The organism is Caulobacter sp. FG7 (genome assembly GCF_057808875.1).
In genome coordinates this window covers 45,020-58,450 of the sequence record NZ_JBMDIW010000004.1, presented here as the reverse complement: position 1 = coordinate 58,450, position 13,431 = coordinate 45,020, and the positions used below count along the sequence as shown (strand labels likewise).

Sequence of the window (13,431 nt, the reverse complement as noted above, 5' to 3'; positions counted from 1 at the left end):
ACTGCTTGTCTCAAGGTCATGGTCCGCAGCCTCGGCCCCGTCGGTTAAGGAGGACTTTCGCCCGCCTTGCGGGTTTGGACAACCAAGCGTTGACAGCGTTGTCAAACCATAGTGCTCTGCCCGCCTAACGACCGAGCACGACGATCGAAGGGAGAAGGACGCCATGGGACCAGTGATCGACCGCCGCGCGCTGCTGGCCGCCGGGACGGCCCTGGGCCTGGCGCCCGCCCTGCCCGCGCTCGCCTCTCCTGCTTTGGCCGCCGACCAGGACGCCCGCATCCGCGTCCTCCTGAAACAGATGACCCTGGACGAGAAGATCGGCCAGACCCACCAGCCGGCCGGCGGCCGCCAGAAGGCGCTGAACTCCAAGATCGACGCGACCGCTCTGGACCTCGTCCGCAAGGGCGGCGTCGGCTCGTATCTGCACGTGGCCGGCGCGGCCTTCCTGCGCGAACTGCAGCGCACGGCCGTCGAGGAGTCGCGGCTGAAGATCCCGCTGCTGTTCGCCATCGACGTCGTGCACGGCTTCCGCACGCTCTACCCCGTGCCGCTGGCCATGGCGGCGACCTTCGATCCGGAAATCGTGCGCGCCACCGCCCGCATGGCCGCCGTCGAAACGGCGGTGAGCGGCCTGCACTGGACCTTCGCGCCGATGGTCGACATCGCCCGCGACCCGCGCTGGGGCCGCATCGTCGAGGGGGCCGGCGAGGATCCCTATCTCGGCTCGATCATGGCCGCCGCCCAGGTGCGCGGCTTCCAGGGCGAAGGCCTTGCCGCCAAGGATTCCATCCTGGCCTGCGCCAAGCACTTCGGGGCCTATGGCGCGGCGGCCGGGGGCCGCGACTACGACAGCGCCGAGCTGTCGGATCGCACGCTGAACGAGGTCTACCTGCCGCCTTTTCATGCGGCGGCGAAGGCGGGCTCCGGTACGATGATGACCGCCTTCAACGACCTGAACGGCGAGCCCACCACCGCCAACGCCGCCCTGGTGCGCGGCGTGCTGAAGACCCAGTGGGCCTGGCCGGGCCTGGTTGTCAGCGACTGGAACGCCATCCTCGAACTGATCAATCACGGCATCGCCGAGACCCCCGTCCAGGCCGCCGCCCTGGCGCTGAAGGCCGGGGTCGACATGGACATGGCCAGCGGCGTCTACGCCGCCCACCTGAAGACCGCGATCGGGCAGGATCCCTCCCTGCTGCCGCTCCTCGACCAGGCAGTGACCCGGATCCTGACCGCCAAGATGCGCCTTGGCCTGTTCGACGATCCCTACCGCTTCGGCGACGTCGAGCGCGAGAAGACCATCTTCGTCGGTCCCGAGCATCGCGCCATCGCCCGCGAGGCGGCGCGCAAGGCCGTGGTGCTGCTGAAGAACGACGGCGGCCTGCTGCCGATCGCGCCCGCCGCCAGGAAGATCGCCGTCATCGGCGCCCTGGCGACCGACAACCTCTCCCAGTTGGGCTCATGGAAGGCGCGCGGCCAGGTCGCCGACGTCGCCCCGCTTCTCCCCGCCCTGAAAGCCGCCGCTCCGGCCGGAACCGAGATCGTCCACGTCGCCGGCGCCGGCCCACGCAGCGACGACGAAACGGGGATCCCCGCCGCCGTCGAGGCCGCCAAGGGCGCGGACCTCGTCCTGCTTATGGTCGGCGAGGACTTCGACCACAGCGGCGAGTCGCGCAGCCGCTCCGACCTCTCCCTGCCTGGCGCCCAAAGCGCCCTGGCCCGCGCCGTCCTGGCGACCGGCAAGCCTGTCGTCGTGCTGCTGCCGTCGGGCCGTCCGCTCGTCGCGCCCGAGGTGCTGGAAAAGGCCCCGGCGGTGCTGGCCACCTGGTTCCTCGGCGTCGAGGCGGGGCCGGCCCTGGCCGACATCCTGTTCGGCAAGGCCGCGCCGGGCGGCCGCCTGCCCGTCGGCTTCCCGCGCGCCACCGGCCAGTCGCCGACCTACTATGCCCATGTCCCCACCGGCCGCCCGGCCGATCCGGACCTGGCCAAGGACACTGTCCGCTACCACGACATCGACATCGGCCCGCTGTTCCCGTTCGGCCATGGCCTGAGCTACGCCAGCTTCGCCTATTCCGACCTTGCGCTGGATCGCGACAGCATCGCCCCGACCGGGACGGTGAAGGTGTCGTTGACCGTCGCCAACACCGGCGCCGTCGCCGCCGACGAGGTGGTGCAGCTCTATGTCCGCGACCCGGTCGCCAGCGTCGCTCGACCGGTCAAGGAACTGCGCGGCTTCGTACGCGTGACCCTCAAGCCCGGCGAGCGCCGGCGCGTGACCTTCACCCTCTCCGCCGCTCAGCTGGCGATCTGGAGCCCGGAAGGCTGGCGGGTCGAGGCCGGCAAGGTCGAGGTCATGATCGGTTCGTCCTCGGCCGACATCCGCCTGCGCGCCGCCTTCGCCATCGCCGCGCCCGGCAAGGCCCGCGAACCGGCCACCGCCATCCCGACACCGGTCAGCGTGGTTTAGGGACCGATCGAGCGGTGGGTGATCCTCGTCCTTCGACAAGCTCAGGATGAGGATCATTCATAGGCTCAGGCGGAAGAAAAACCTCATCCTGAGCCCGTCGAAGGACGAGGTTTTTCTTCCGAGAGCTTACCCCTCCCCCGCCCAGGCGGCCCGCCGCTTCAGCTCCGCCTCGCTGGGTTCCTGCACCATGAACGAGCCGGTGCGCACCGGCCCGTCGCGGCGGTAGCGGTTCACGACGACGCCGGTGTCGGCCAGGATCGAGCCGGTCAGGGTCCAGGCCCCGGGCGCGGCGCCCTCGTCGAACAGGCGGCGGCCGGGTCCCAGCAGCAGCGGGAAGACCATCAGCTGCATCTCGTCGACCAGGTCGGCCGCCAGCAGGGCGTGGACCAGCTGCGCGGAGCCCTGGGTCAGCAGGTCCGGGCCCGCCTCGCCCTTCAGCTCCCGCACGCCCCGCACCGCGTCCGGCCCGACGAGGCGGCTGTTCTCCCACGGCAGGGCCAGGCCCGGATCATGGGAAGCGACATGCTTGGTCGTGGCGTTGAAGCGCTCGGCGATCGGGTTCTTCGGATCCTGGTAGGGCCAGTGGGCGGCGAAGATCTCGTAGGTGCGGCGGCCCAGCAGCAGTTCGAACGGCGCCTCGAACAGCGACATCACCGCCTGGCCGGTGACCGGGTCCGAATAGGGCGCCACCCAGCCGCCGTGGGCGAAGCCGCCGCGCCGGTCCTCGTCCGGTCCGCCCGGCCCCTGCATCACCCCGTCCAGGCTGACGAAGGCGGCGACGATCAGCTTTCTCATGACCCTGCTCCCTGGTGGTTCGCGGCAAGGACGAGTGGAGACGGCGCGATCCTACATCAGGGACGACCTCCCTTCCCCCTTTGATGGGGGAAAGGGCCGGGGATGGGGGTGACAGCGGGTCAGGAACAAGCGCGGCATCCAACGCCGCACTCACCCCCACCCCTGCCCCTCCCCCATCAAGGGGGAGGGGTTATGCGACCCGACGCCGATAGAGGTAGTCGTCCGGCAGTCCCATGCGCCGGGTGGACTCCACGGCCGGCGAGCCCTTGATCGGCACCTTGTCGGCGCTCGCTCCGGCCAGCCGCACCAGCCGTCGCTCGACGCCGTTGAGGTCGAAGGCCTCGCCCAGGCCCAGCCGCGCGCGCACCTCCACCGGCGTGATCGCCACCGCCGCCCGCACCAGCGGCTTCTGGATCAGCCGCAGCGGCCCCGGCAGCAGCGGGGTGCTGGTCATGATGTCCAGGAATTCGAAGACGATCTCCGAGGGCTCCAGATTGGGCAGCATCAGCGCCAGCTGCTGCTTCCACGCAGCCTCCGAGGTCGGTGCGCCGGTCGCGCCATAGAGTCGCGCGCCCGGGGCCGCCTCGGCGAAGGCCGCGTCGCGCTCGACCTGGCTCAGGGCGTGGGCATAGGCGTGATAGGCCTCGATGAAGCCGAAGCTGGCGGTGGCCTGCACCCAGTCCAGCAGCGCCGGGTCGTTGGCCTGGTAGGCGACGCCGGCCGGTGTCTGGCCGGTCACGTGGCCATGCATGCGCACCACGCCGGCGATCATCTTCTCGGCCGTCTCGCGTGGGCCGTAGACCGTGACCATCGCCGCCAGCCCCGTACGCTTGAGACGCTTGAGGGGCTGGGCCTTGAAGCTGGAATGGTCCCAGACGCCCGAGCGCACGCGCGGCTCGGCCAGTTCCAGGATCACCGCCGTGATGCCGCCGACGAACAGCGACACCGGGTTCTTGAACACCCGCCACGACACAGAGTCCGGCGAGGTCAGCGCCGCCGCGCCGAGCGGCGCGGAAAAGTCGATCCTGGGCCCCTCGTCGGGCGCCAGCAGTCGCGCCGCGGCTCGCGAAAGGGGATCGGCCATCAGTTCACCCGTCGCTCTCGCCCCGCCCAGTACGGTTCGCGCAGCTGGCGGCGCAGGATCTTGCCCGAGGCGTTGCGCGGCAAGGCCTCGACGAAATCCACGCTCTTGGGCGCCTTGAAGTGCGCGATCCGCGTGCGGGCGAAGGCGATGATGTCGTCGGGATCGGGCGTGACGCCGGGCCTGGGGGCCACCACCGCCTTGACCGCCTCGCCCCACTTGTCGTCGGGCACGCCGATCACCGCCACCTCGGCCACGTGCGGATGGCCGTAGACGGCGCTCTCCACCTCGGCCGGATAGATGTTCTCGCCACCGGAGACGATCATGTCCTTCACCCGGTCGTGGATGAACAGATAGCCGTCCTCGTCGAGATAGCCGGCGTCGCCGGTGCGCAGCCAGCCGTCGGCGTCGATGGTCGCGGCGGTGGCCGCGTCCAGCTTCCAGTACCCGGCCATGTTGGACCCGCTGCGCACGGCGATCTCTCCCACGGTGTTCGCGGGTAGAACGCCCCCGGCCTCGTCGAGGATGCGCAGCTCGACGCCCGGCATCGGCAGGCCGGCCGAGCGCATGCGCTTGTTGCCGGCCGGATCGTGGTCCTCGGGCGGCAGGTAGACCACCGTGCCGGTGGTTTCGGTCATACCGTACTGCTGGACGAAGCCGCAGCCGAACACCTCGATGCTCTCGCGCAGCAGGTCCAGCGGAATGGGGGCCGCGCCATAGAGGATGTAGCTGAGGCGCGAATAGTCGATCTCGCGCGCTCTGGGCAGCCGCACGACGATCTGCAGGGCCGCGGGCACCAGGAACATCTTCGACACCCGGTCGTGCTCGATGAAGTCGAGCACCTTGGTCGGATCGAACTCGCGCGCCACCACGCCCTTGGCGCCGTTGAACAGGCCCACCAGGCCCCAGCCGGTGCCGCCGATATGGGCCACGGGCATGGCCACCAGGCTGACGTCGTCGGGCCCCCAGACGTTCCAGTCCATCGGCGCGCGCTCGGCGGCGGCCTTGCGCATGGCCAGCAGGTTGTCGTGGGTCAGCATCGCGCCCTTGGGCTTGCCCGTCGTGCCCGAGGTGTAGAGCTGCAGCACCACGTCCGACGACCTCAGCGGCGTGGCCGGGTCGGCGTCGTCCTGGGCGTCGCGCCAGGCGGTGAACAGCGGCAGGTCGGCCGGGCCGCCCGGCTCCATGGCCACCACCGACGGCGCCGGCCCGTCCAGCAGCCTGGCCACCTCGCCCACGTGATCGACCAGTTCGGGGCCGACGAACACCATCTTCGCCTCGGTGTCGGCGACGATGTAGGCGATCTCGGCGGGCGCCAGGCGCCAGCCGATCGGGGCGGTGACGATCCCGGCCTTGGCCGCGCCCAGCAGCATCTCGAAATAGAGGTCGCTGTTCTTGCCGACATAGGCGATGCGGTCGCCCGGCTTCAGCCCCTGCGCGACCAGGGCCCGGGCCACTTGGTTGGTGTGCCGGTCCAGGTCGGAGAAGCGGGTGTCGCGCCCCTCGAACGAGAAGGCCACGGCGTCGGGCCGCTCCTGCGCGTGGTAGCGGGCGACGTCTCCCAGCGTGGGCATGCGGGCGAAGTCGACGGCGGCGGCCTCAGTCATCCGAACCTCCCTGCGCGCCGTCTGTCGCGGCCGCTCGGATAACATGGTTTTCGTCGTGACCCGGGGTAAGTCAACGGTAGCGGGAAACCCGCGTTTGGTCGCGCCGCCGACCGGCTCTAAGCTGTCGACTCGAACGCCCCCGAGGAAACCTCCGCCCATGACCAGCTTCCTCCTGCGCCGCGAGCAACGCGGCCTGCTGATCTCGGTGATCCTGGGGCTGATCGTCGCCCCGCTGCTGCTGCTGCTGACCACCTGGGAGATCCAGCGCGAGTTCACCCGCGGGCGCGTGCTGCGCGAGGCCGTCGACCACTCCTACGAGCAGCGCATGCAGCTTCAAACGCTGTTCTCCCTGCTGCAGGACGCCGAGACCGGCCAGCGCGGTTTCGTCATCACCGGCCAGCAGCGCTTCCTCGAGCCCTACGACGCCGCCCTGCGACGGCTGCCCAGCCACCTGGCGTCGCTGCGCGCCCTGCGCCAGCGCGACGTCGGCGACCTGACCGCGGGCGACGATCCCGTGTTCGACCGCCTCGTGGCCCTGATCGAGCGCAAGCAAGGCACCATGGCCGAGGGCATCCGCCTGCGCCGGGACGAAGGCCCCGACGCCGCCCGCACCCTGGTCTCCAGCGGCCAGGGCAAGGTGATCATGGACGAGATCCGCGTCGTCACCGGCGAATTGCAGGCCGCCGACAAGGCCGCCCTCGATCGGCGTATCGCGGCCAACGACGCCCTGACCAAGCGCACCGAGCGCCTGACCCAGACGCTGTTCATCGTGCTGGTGGTGTTCCTGCTGGCCGCCTTCCTGCTGCTGTCGCGCCAGATCCGCGCCCGCCAGCAGCTGTTCACCGTCGCCCAGGCCACGGCCGGACGCCTGGACGCCATTCTCGACAACGCCCAGGACGCCATCGTCACCCTCAATCCCAGCGGCACGATCGAGACGGTCAACAAGGCCGCCGAGGAGATGTTCGGCCAGCCGCGCGAAAGCCTGCTGCGCAAGGCCCTGGCCCAGTTCATCGACCTGCCCGACCGGGGCGAGCTGTTCATCCGCCAGCTGGCGGGCGCCGATGACCTGACCAAGGGCGTGCTGCGCGAACTGACCGGCCGCCGCGCGGATGGGACCACTTTCCCCATCGAGGCCTCGATCGGCCTCGTGCGCCTGCCCGAGGGCGAGCGCATCGCCGCCTCGATCCGCGACATCTCCGAGCGCCGCCGGGTCGAGAAGCTGAAGGCCGAGTTCGTCTCCACCGTCAGCCATGAACTGCGCACGCCGCTGACCTCGATCGCCGGGTCGCTGGGCCTGCTGGTCGGCGGCGCGGCCGGCGCCCTGCCCGAGCGCGCCGCGCGCCTGCTGGGCATCGCCCACTCCAACTGCCAGCGCCTGGTGCGCCTGATCAACGACATCCTCGACATCGAGAAGATCGAGTCAGGCCAGATGGAGTTCGACCTGCAGCCGCTGGACCTGGGCGAACTGGCCCGGCGGGCGGTCGACGGCATGGGGGGTCTCGGCGGCCAGATGAACGTCGCCTTCGAGCTCGACGTGACGCCCGGCCTGCCGCTGGTGCGCGGTGACTCCGACCGCCTGACCCAGGTAGCCGCCAACCTGCTGTCCAACGCCGCCAAGTTCTCGCCGGCCGGCGGGAAGGTTGAGGTCAAGGTCTCGGCCCCACGGCCCGACATCCTGCGCTTCTGCGTGCGCGACCACGGTCCCGGCGTGCCGGAAGCCTTCCGCGACCGCATCTTCTCGAAGTTCGCCCAGGCCGACGCCTCCGACACCCGGGCCAAGGGCGGCACCGGCCTTGGCCTGGCCATCTCGCGCGAGATCGTCCAGCGCCACGGCGGCCGGCTGTGGTTCGAGTCCGAGCCCGGCCAGGGCGCGACCTTCATGTTCGAGCTGGCGACGATCGAGACCCGCGCCCGCCAGCCCGAACCGTCCGACGGCGCGGCCCGCGTGCTGCTGTGCGAGGACGATCCCGACATCGCCGAGATCCTGTCGCAGGCTCTGCGCGAGGCCGGGGTGCGGGTGCACACGGTCGGCGACGTGGCCTCGGCCAGCGCCGTGATCGAGATCGGGGGTTTCGACGCCTTCGTCACCGACGTGCGCCTGCCCGACGGCAGCGGCCTGGATCTGCTGCGCCGCCTGCGCGCCGACGCCGCCACCCGCGACATCCCCGCCCTGGTGATCTCGGCCGAGGCCGCAGAGGGCCGTGGCGAGGCGCTGGACGTCGTCGACTGGCTGCAGAAGCCCATCGACCTGGACCGCCTGCGCACCGCCGTGCACCGCGCCGTCAACGGCCACGCCGACGCCCGCCGCATCGAGGTGCTGCACGTCGAGGACGACCTCGACGTCCACGCCGTGGTCCGCGACGCTCTGCAGGAACGCTGCGCCGTCCGCCACGCCGACAGCGTCCGCGCCGGCCGCGCCGCCCTGCAGGACGCCCGGCCCGACGTCGTCATCCTCGACCTTGGCCTCGGCGACGGCAACGGCGTCGAGCTCCTGGGCGACCTGCACGACGGCGGCGAGGAGCCCGTGCCGGTGATCGTCTTCTCGGCTCAGCCGCTGGAGGACAAGGCGCTCGCCGCCTCGGTAGACGCGGTGCTGACCAAGTCCAAGACCACGCTGGACCAGCTGGCCCGAACTGTGCGCAAGCTCGCCGCGGACGCCGATTCCAAGAGACGCCGATGACCGACCTGAAGCTCCTGTACGTCGACGACGAGGCCGACATCCGCGAGGTGGCGACCTTCTCGCTGGAGCTCGATCCCGGCATCGAAGTGCGTTCGGCCGGCGGCGGCGTGGAGGCCTTCGCCATGCTCGACGGCGACGCCTGGCGCCCCGACGTGGTGCTGCTCGACGTGATGATGCCCGACATGGACGGTCCGGCCGTGCTCGAGCGCCTGCGCGAGCGCGGCGACCTGGACGGCGCGCCGGTGATCTTCATCACCGCCCGCGCCCAGGCCGAGGAGCGCGCCCGCCTGCTGGGCTTCGGCGCCGCCGACGTCATCACCAAGCCGTTCGACCCGATGACCCTGGCCCAGGACGTCCGCGCCATCCTCGCCCGATGACCACCGCCGATCCCCTCGCCCCGCTGCGGGCCAAGTTCCTGGTCCGCGTCGCTGACGACCTGGCCAGGCTGCGCGCGGCCGACACCTCGATGAAGGACCGGCACTACATCGTCCACCGCCTGGCCGGCGCGGCCGGCGTGTTCGGCTACGGCAAGGTCACCGACCTCGCCCGCGACCTCGACGACCTGCTCATCGACCAGGGCGAGGCGCCGCCCGAAGCCTTCGCCGAACTGATCGCGGCGCTGGAGGGGCTGGGCTAGAGGCGGGACTTCCGCCCCTCGCCGCTGCGGGCCGCCCCATTCGGCTTCCATGCCCTCGGCCCGCCCGCCACCACAGCGGTCATGGAACAGCTCTTCGCCCCCACCCTCGCCCTGCACATCGCCTGCGGCCTGGCCGCCGCCGCCGTGGGCCTGGCCCCGATCCTCACTCGCAAGGGCTCGCGCCTGCACCGGCTGTCGGGGCGAGCGTTCGTCGTCCTGATGGGGGTGATGCTGGCGGCCGCCTGGATGATGACGGCGCTGCATTTCAACGCCTATTTCACCGCCCTGTCGGCGACGGCCAGCCTTGGCCTGTTCTCGGGCTATCGGGTGCTGCGCCGCAAGCGGCCCGACCGCGATCGGGCCCAGCGGACGACCGCCCTCGACTGGGTCGCCACCCTGGCCGTCGTGGCGATCGGCGCCTGGGTGCTGGTCCTGCTGCTGGCCGGCGACAGCGACGCGCCGCGCGCCCCGGCCGTCGCCCTGGTCTGGGGCGCCTTCCTGATGGGCGGCTGGGACCTGTGGCGCTTCGCGCGGCCGACGGACTGGCCGTTTTCGCCCGACCTCTGGACCTACGAGCATCTTGTGAAGATGCTGGGCGCCTATGGCGCGGTGCTCAGCGCCTTTTCGGGCAACTTCCTGACCTTCCTGCCGACGCCGTGGAGCCAGCTCTGGCCGACCTTGCTGTTCCAACCGATGGCCGTGATCTGGATCGCGGCCCTGGCCGTCCGGCGGCGGCGCGCATGGTCGCCCGCCTGAAGGCCGCGCCGACCGCCGCCTGGGTCTGGGCCTTCACCGCCTACAGCTGGACGGTCACCACGATCAGCGCCGCCTGGTTCGCCCGCCGGCTGGCGGCGGCGCGCGGCGAGAGCCTGTCCGTGGCCGCCTCCCTCGCCTGGCAGGGCGGGATCTACGCCGCCTGGCTGCCGGCGGCGGGGATCGTCTGGCTGGTCCTGCGCCGGTTCGGGGCCGGGGCGCGCGGGATCGCGGCGAACTTCCTGGCCGGCCTCGCCGTCGTGCCGCTGGAGGCCCTGGCCGCCAGCCTGATCGACCGCGCCTTCGTCGGCGGCGAGGCCCCTCTCGGCGTCCGGGTGCTGGAACGGACGCCGGTCTGCCTGCTGCTCTATTCGGCCGTCGTCGCGGTCGGCCTGGCCGCCGCCCACCACCGCCGCGCCCGTGAGGCACGGGAGCGCAACGCCCTGCTGGAGACCGCGCTAGCCGAGGCCCGCGCCGTCGCCGCGCCGGCTGAGGCGGCCGAACGGCTGATGGTGATGTCGGGCGCGCGCCGCATCCCGGTCGAGGTCTCGGCCGTCGAGTGGTTCGGCGCGGCCGACAACTACGTCGTCGTCCATTGGGCCGGCCGCGAGGGCCTGCTGCGCGCGACGCTGCAGAGCCTCGAGGCGCGCCTGGACCCCCGCCTCTTCGCCCGCGCCCACCGCTCGTCTCTGGTCAACCTGGCGCATGTGCGCGAGGCCAGGCCACTGTCGGACGGCTCCTGGCGGCTGACCATGGCCAGCGGCGACGAGGTGGTCACCAGCCGGACGTATCGCGATGCGCTGCTGGAGCGGCTGGGAGCTCCCCTCACCCCGTCATCCCGGCCGTAGCGAAGCGAAGAGCCGGCTACGCGCTTCCGGGATGACGAACATCGGGACCAGACCGATCAACTTCCCGGGCAGTTCACATGCGCCTCGGTCGGCTCCAGGCGGATCTCGCGGAAGGCCAGCTTGAAGCCGGCCCCAGCCGACAGCACCACCGGCGAGGAGATGCGGCTCATGTCGGCGCCGGCGGCCTTCAGGCACGACAGCTTGATCTGGGTCTTGCGCCATTCGCCCACGGGCGCGTCGGCGAAGATCTTGGTCACATCCACGCCCCCGGCGCAGCCCTCGCCGCACGAGATCGAGAAGCCCACCGGCCCCGGCGTGCGCTCGTCGACGCGATAGGTGAAGGCGATCGACAGATCGCCGGTGGTTTGGCGGGTGAGATCGGCCGGCGGGCCGTTGACCAGCAGGGCGCCGGGTCCCGTCCAGGTCGCCAGGCGCGCGTCCTCCTGGGCGGCGGCGTCGATGGCGGTCAGCTTCACCCCGCCGGCGGTCGACAGCAGCCACGGCGCCGGCGTGCGGCCCGAGACGAAGTATTTGTCGACATTGACGCTGGCGCCGGAGACGCCCGACACCTCGCCCAGCGTCGCCACCTTGCCCGGCTTGGCGTAGCTGAGGCCATAGCCATAGGCGAACTGCGGGTCGTAGCCCTTGTCACCCTTGTTCAGCGGCCCCTGGTCGGCGGTCTTGGGCCAGCTGAACGACAGCTTGCCGGTGAAATCGCGCCTGGACTTGCCGTCCTTGCCGGCGACCAGAACGTCGGCGACGCCGCCGCCTTCCGAGCCCGGCAGCCACGCGGCGACGAAGGCGTCGGAAGCATTGATCTCGGGGTTCACCCACAGCGGACGCCCCGACAGGAACACCGCCACCACCGGCACGCCCTGGGCCTTCAGCTTCTTGAGCAGGGCCAGGTCGGTCTTGTCGCCGGGCTGGTATTCCAGGTGCTGCAGGTCGCCCTGGAACTCGGCATAGGGCGTTTCACCGAACACAACCACGGCCACGTCGGGCTTGTCGGTGAAGGCGCCGTCCTTCGACAGCGTCGCCTTGCCGCCCGAGGCCTCGACCGCCTCCTTCAGGCCGCTCCAGATCGACTGGGCGCCGGGGAAGTCGGCATTGGTGTTGCCCGTGCCCTGCCAAGACAGGGTCCAACCGCCGGCCGCCTTGCCGATGTCGTCGGCGTCGCCGGCCACCAGCACCTTCGCGCCGGCCTTGATCGGCAGCACGCCGTCGTTCTTCAGCAGCACCAGCGACTTGGCCACCGCCTCGCGGGCCAGGGCGCGATGGTCGGGCGCGCCGACCCGCTCGTAGCGACCCTGCACCGGCGGGGCGACGCGGTCGAACAGGCCCGACTTGACCTTCACCCGCAGGATGCGACGCACGGCGTCGTCCAGGCGCGTCATGCCGATCTCGCCGCTCTCGACCTGCTTGAGGGTATTGTCGAACAGGCCCTGCCAACTGTCGGGCGCCATATACATGTCCAGGCCCGCGTTCAGGGCCTGCGGACACGAGACGTTGGAGCAGCCGTCGACCTGGCCGTGGGCGTTCCAGTCGCCGACCACGAAGCCGGTAAAGCCCATGCGGTCCTTCAGCACGTTCGTCAGCAAGGTCTTGTTGCCGGTGTGCTTGACGCCGTTCCAACTGGAGAACGAGGCCATCACCGTCAGGATGCCGGCCTCGATGCTGGGCGGATAACCCTGGGCGTGCAGGCGGACGAGATCGGCCTCCGACACCGGGGCGTCGCCCTGGTCCTTGCCGTTCAGCGTGCCGCCGTCCGCGAGAAAGTGCTTGGCGCTGCCGGCGATGCGGCCGGCCTCCAGCGCCTTTCCAGACACGAGCTTGCCCTGCAGGCCCAGCGTCATGCGACCAGCATAGCTTTTGACGATCTCCGGATCCTCGCCATAGCCCTCGTAGGCGCGACCCCAGCGGTCGTCGCGCGGCACGGCCACCGTGGGCCCGAAGGTCCAGTCGCCGCCGGCCACGGCCACCTCTTCGGCGGTCGCCTTGCCGATGCGCTCGATCAGGTCGGGATCGCGGGCCGCGCCCAGGCCGACATTGTGCGGAAAGAGCGTGGCGCCGACCACGTTGTTGTGGCCGTGCACGGCGTCGATGCCGAACATCAGCGGGATCGGCACGTGGCCGTCGCGGGTCTCCAGCGACACGGCGCGGAACAGGTCGACAAACTCGGCCCACGCCTTGGGACCGGCCTTGTCGTCGCCATTGGGGCCCGAGCTGCCGCCGGCAAGGATCGAACCCAACGGGTACTCGCGCAGTTGCTCGGGACGGATCGAGCCGATGTCGGCCTGGATCGTCTGGCCGACCTTCTCGCGCACCGACATCTTCGCCATCAGCGCGGTGATCTTCGCCTCGGTCGCCGCGTCGGTCAGGGCCGCGGGACTCTTGACCACAGGCCAGGCGGCGACGTTCGCCGCAGCCTTGCCGGCGGGGGCAAGCACCTGCGCGCTCGCGACGCTCGTCAGGCTGGTGGCGGCCAGAAGGGCCAGGGCGGAAAGGCGGAACGGCGTCACGGGCGGCCTCGATCGAAAAAGGAGCGCGACGGCCAAGGGGAAAG

10 protein-coding genes are annotated in these 13,431 nt (G+C 71.0%); 6 read left to right on the top strand and 4 right to left on the bottom strand.

All coding sequences use genetic code 11. The features are described from left to right. The first annotated feature begins 163 nt into the window (after positions 1–163). The gene (locus ACODR1_RS04520; protein WP_488879380.1) at positions 164–2,467 is read left to right on the top strand and encodes a glycoside hydrolase family 3 N-terminal domain-containing protein; all 2,304 of its coding nucleotides are present in this window, start codon (positions 164–166) and stop codon (positions 2,465–2,467) included. A 126-nt stretch (positions 2,468–2,593) separates the two neighbouring features. On the opposite strand, the gene ACODR1_RS04515 is transcribed toward ACODR1_RS04520, so the two are convergent. The 3 genes from ACODR1_RS04515 to ACODR1_RS04505 form a co-directional block, all read right to left on the bottom strand. After that, positions 2,594–3,262, bottom strand: coding sequence for a dihydrofolate reductase family protein (locus tag ACODR1_RS04515; RefSeq protein ID WP_488879379.1), 669 nt, complete (start codon positions 3,260–3,262; stop codon positions 2,594–2,596). Between the two features lie 190 nt (positions 3,263–3,452). Next, positions 3,453–4,346 carry an oxygenase MpaB family protein gene (locus ACODR1_RS04510; protein ID WP_488879378.1) on the bottom strand — a complete coding sequence of 298 codons (894 nt, stop codon included), beginning with the start codon at positions 4,344–4,346 and terminating at the stop codon, positions 3,453–3,455. Further along, entirely contained in the window at positions 4,346–5,950 is a 1,605-nt protein-coding gene (locus ACODR1_RS04505; RefSeq protein ID WP_488879377.1) for a fatty acid--CoA ligase, read from the bottom strand. Before ACODR1_RS04505 ends, ACODR1_RS04510 begins: the two co-directional genes overlap by 1 nt. Positions 5,951–6,107: 157 nt before the next feature. Here ACODR1_RS04505 and ACODR1_RS04500 point away from each other — a divergent pair, with 157 nt between their 5' ends. From ACODR1_RS04500 to ACODR1_RS04480, 5 genes are all read left to right on the top strand, one after another. After that, positions 6,108–8,630, top strand: a complete 2,523-nt coding sequence (locus ACODR1_RS04500; RefSeq protein WP_488879376.1) for an ATP-binding protein — start codon at positions 6,108–6,110, stop codon at positions 8,628–8,630. Next, on the top strand, positions 8,627–9,007 hold the full coding sequence (locus ACODR1_RS04495) for a response regulator (RefSeq protein WP_101720013.1): 381 nt from the start codon (positions 8,627–8,629) through the stop codon (positions 9,005–9,007). Before ACODR1_RS04500 ends, ACODR1_RS04495 begins: the two co-directional genes overlap by 4 nt. Further along, positions 9,004–9,267: an Hpt domain-containing protein gene (locus ACODR1_RS04490; protein WP_488879375.1), complete on the top strand. Its 264-nt coding sequence runs from the start codon at positions 9,004–9,006 to the stop codon at positions 9,265–9,267. Before ACODR1_RS04495 ends, ACODR1_RS04490 begins: the two co-directional genes overlap by 4 nt. 81 nt (positions 9,268–9,348) lie before the next feature. After that, positions 9,349–10,023: a DUF2306 domain-containing protein gene (locus tag ACODR1_RS04485; RefSeq protein ID WP_488879374.1), complete on the top strand. Its 675-nt coding sequence runs from the start codon at positions 9,349–9,351 to the stop codon at positions 10,021–10,023. Further along, the gene (locus tag ACODR1_RS04480; RefSeq protein WP_488879373.1) at positions 10,008–10,868 is read left to right on the top strand and encodes a LytTR family DNA-binding domain-containing protein; all 861 of its coding nucleotides are present in this window, start codon (positions 10,008–10,010) and stop codon (positions 10,866–10,868) included. Before ACODR1_RS04485 ends, ACODR1_RS04480 begins: the two co-directional genes overlap by 16 nt. A 56-nt stretch (positions 10,869–10,924) precedes the next feature. Here ACODR1_RS04480 and ACODR1_RS04475 read toward each other — a convergent pair whose 3' ends face one another. Continuing rightward, on the bottom strand, positions 10,925–13,387 hold the full coding sequence (locus tag ACODR1_RS04475; protein ID WP_488879372.1) for a glycoside hydrolase family 3 protein: 2,463 nt from the start codon (positions 13,385–13,387) through the stop codon (positions 10,925–10,927). Positions 13,388–13,431: the final 44 nt, after the last annotated feature.

Coding starts and splice junctions, on each gene's coding strand:
- ACODR1_RS04520 (WP_488879380.1), top strand. CDS start 164: ATGGGACCAGTGATCGACCGCCGCGCGCTGCTGGCCGCCGGGACGGCC.
- ACODR1_RS04515 (WP_488879379.1), bottom strand. CDS start 3,262: ATGAGAAAGCTGATCGTCGCCGCCTTCGTCAGCCTGGACGGGGTGATG.
- ACODR1_RS04510 (WP_488879378.1), bottom strand. CDS start 4,346: ATGGCCGATCCCCTTTCGCGAGCCGCGGCGCGACTGCTGGCGCCCGAC.
- ACODR1_RS04505 (WP_488879377.1), bottom strand. CDS start 5,950: ATGACTGAGGCCGCCGCCGTCGACTTCGCCCGCATGCCCACGCTGGGA.
- ACODR1_RS04500 (WP_488879376.1), top strand. CDS start 6,108: ATGACCAGCTTCCTCCTGCGCCGCGAGCAACGCGGCCTGCTGATCTCG.
- ACODR1_RS04495 (WP_101720013.1), top strand. CDS start 8,627: ATGACCGACCTGAAGCTCCTGTACGTCGACGACGAGGCCGACATCCGC.
- ACODR1_RS04490 (WP_488879375.1), top strand. CDS start 9,004: ATGACCACCGCCGATCCCCTCGCCCCGCTGCGGGCCAAGTTCCTGGTC.
- ACODR1_RS04485 (WP_488879374.1), top strand. CDS start 9,349: ATGGAACAGCTCTTCGCCCCCACCCTCGCCCTGCACATCGCCTGCGGC.
- ACODR1_RS04480 (WP_488879373.1), top strand. CDS start 10,008: ATGGTCGCCCGCCTGAAGGCCGCGCCGACCGCCGCCTGGGTCTGGGCC.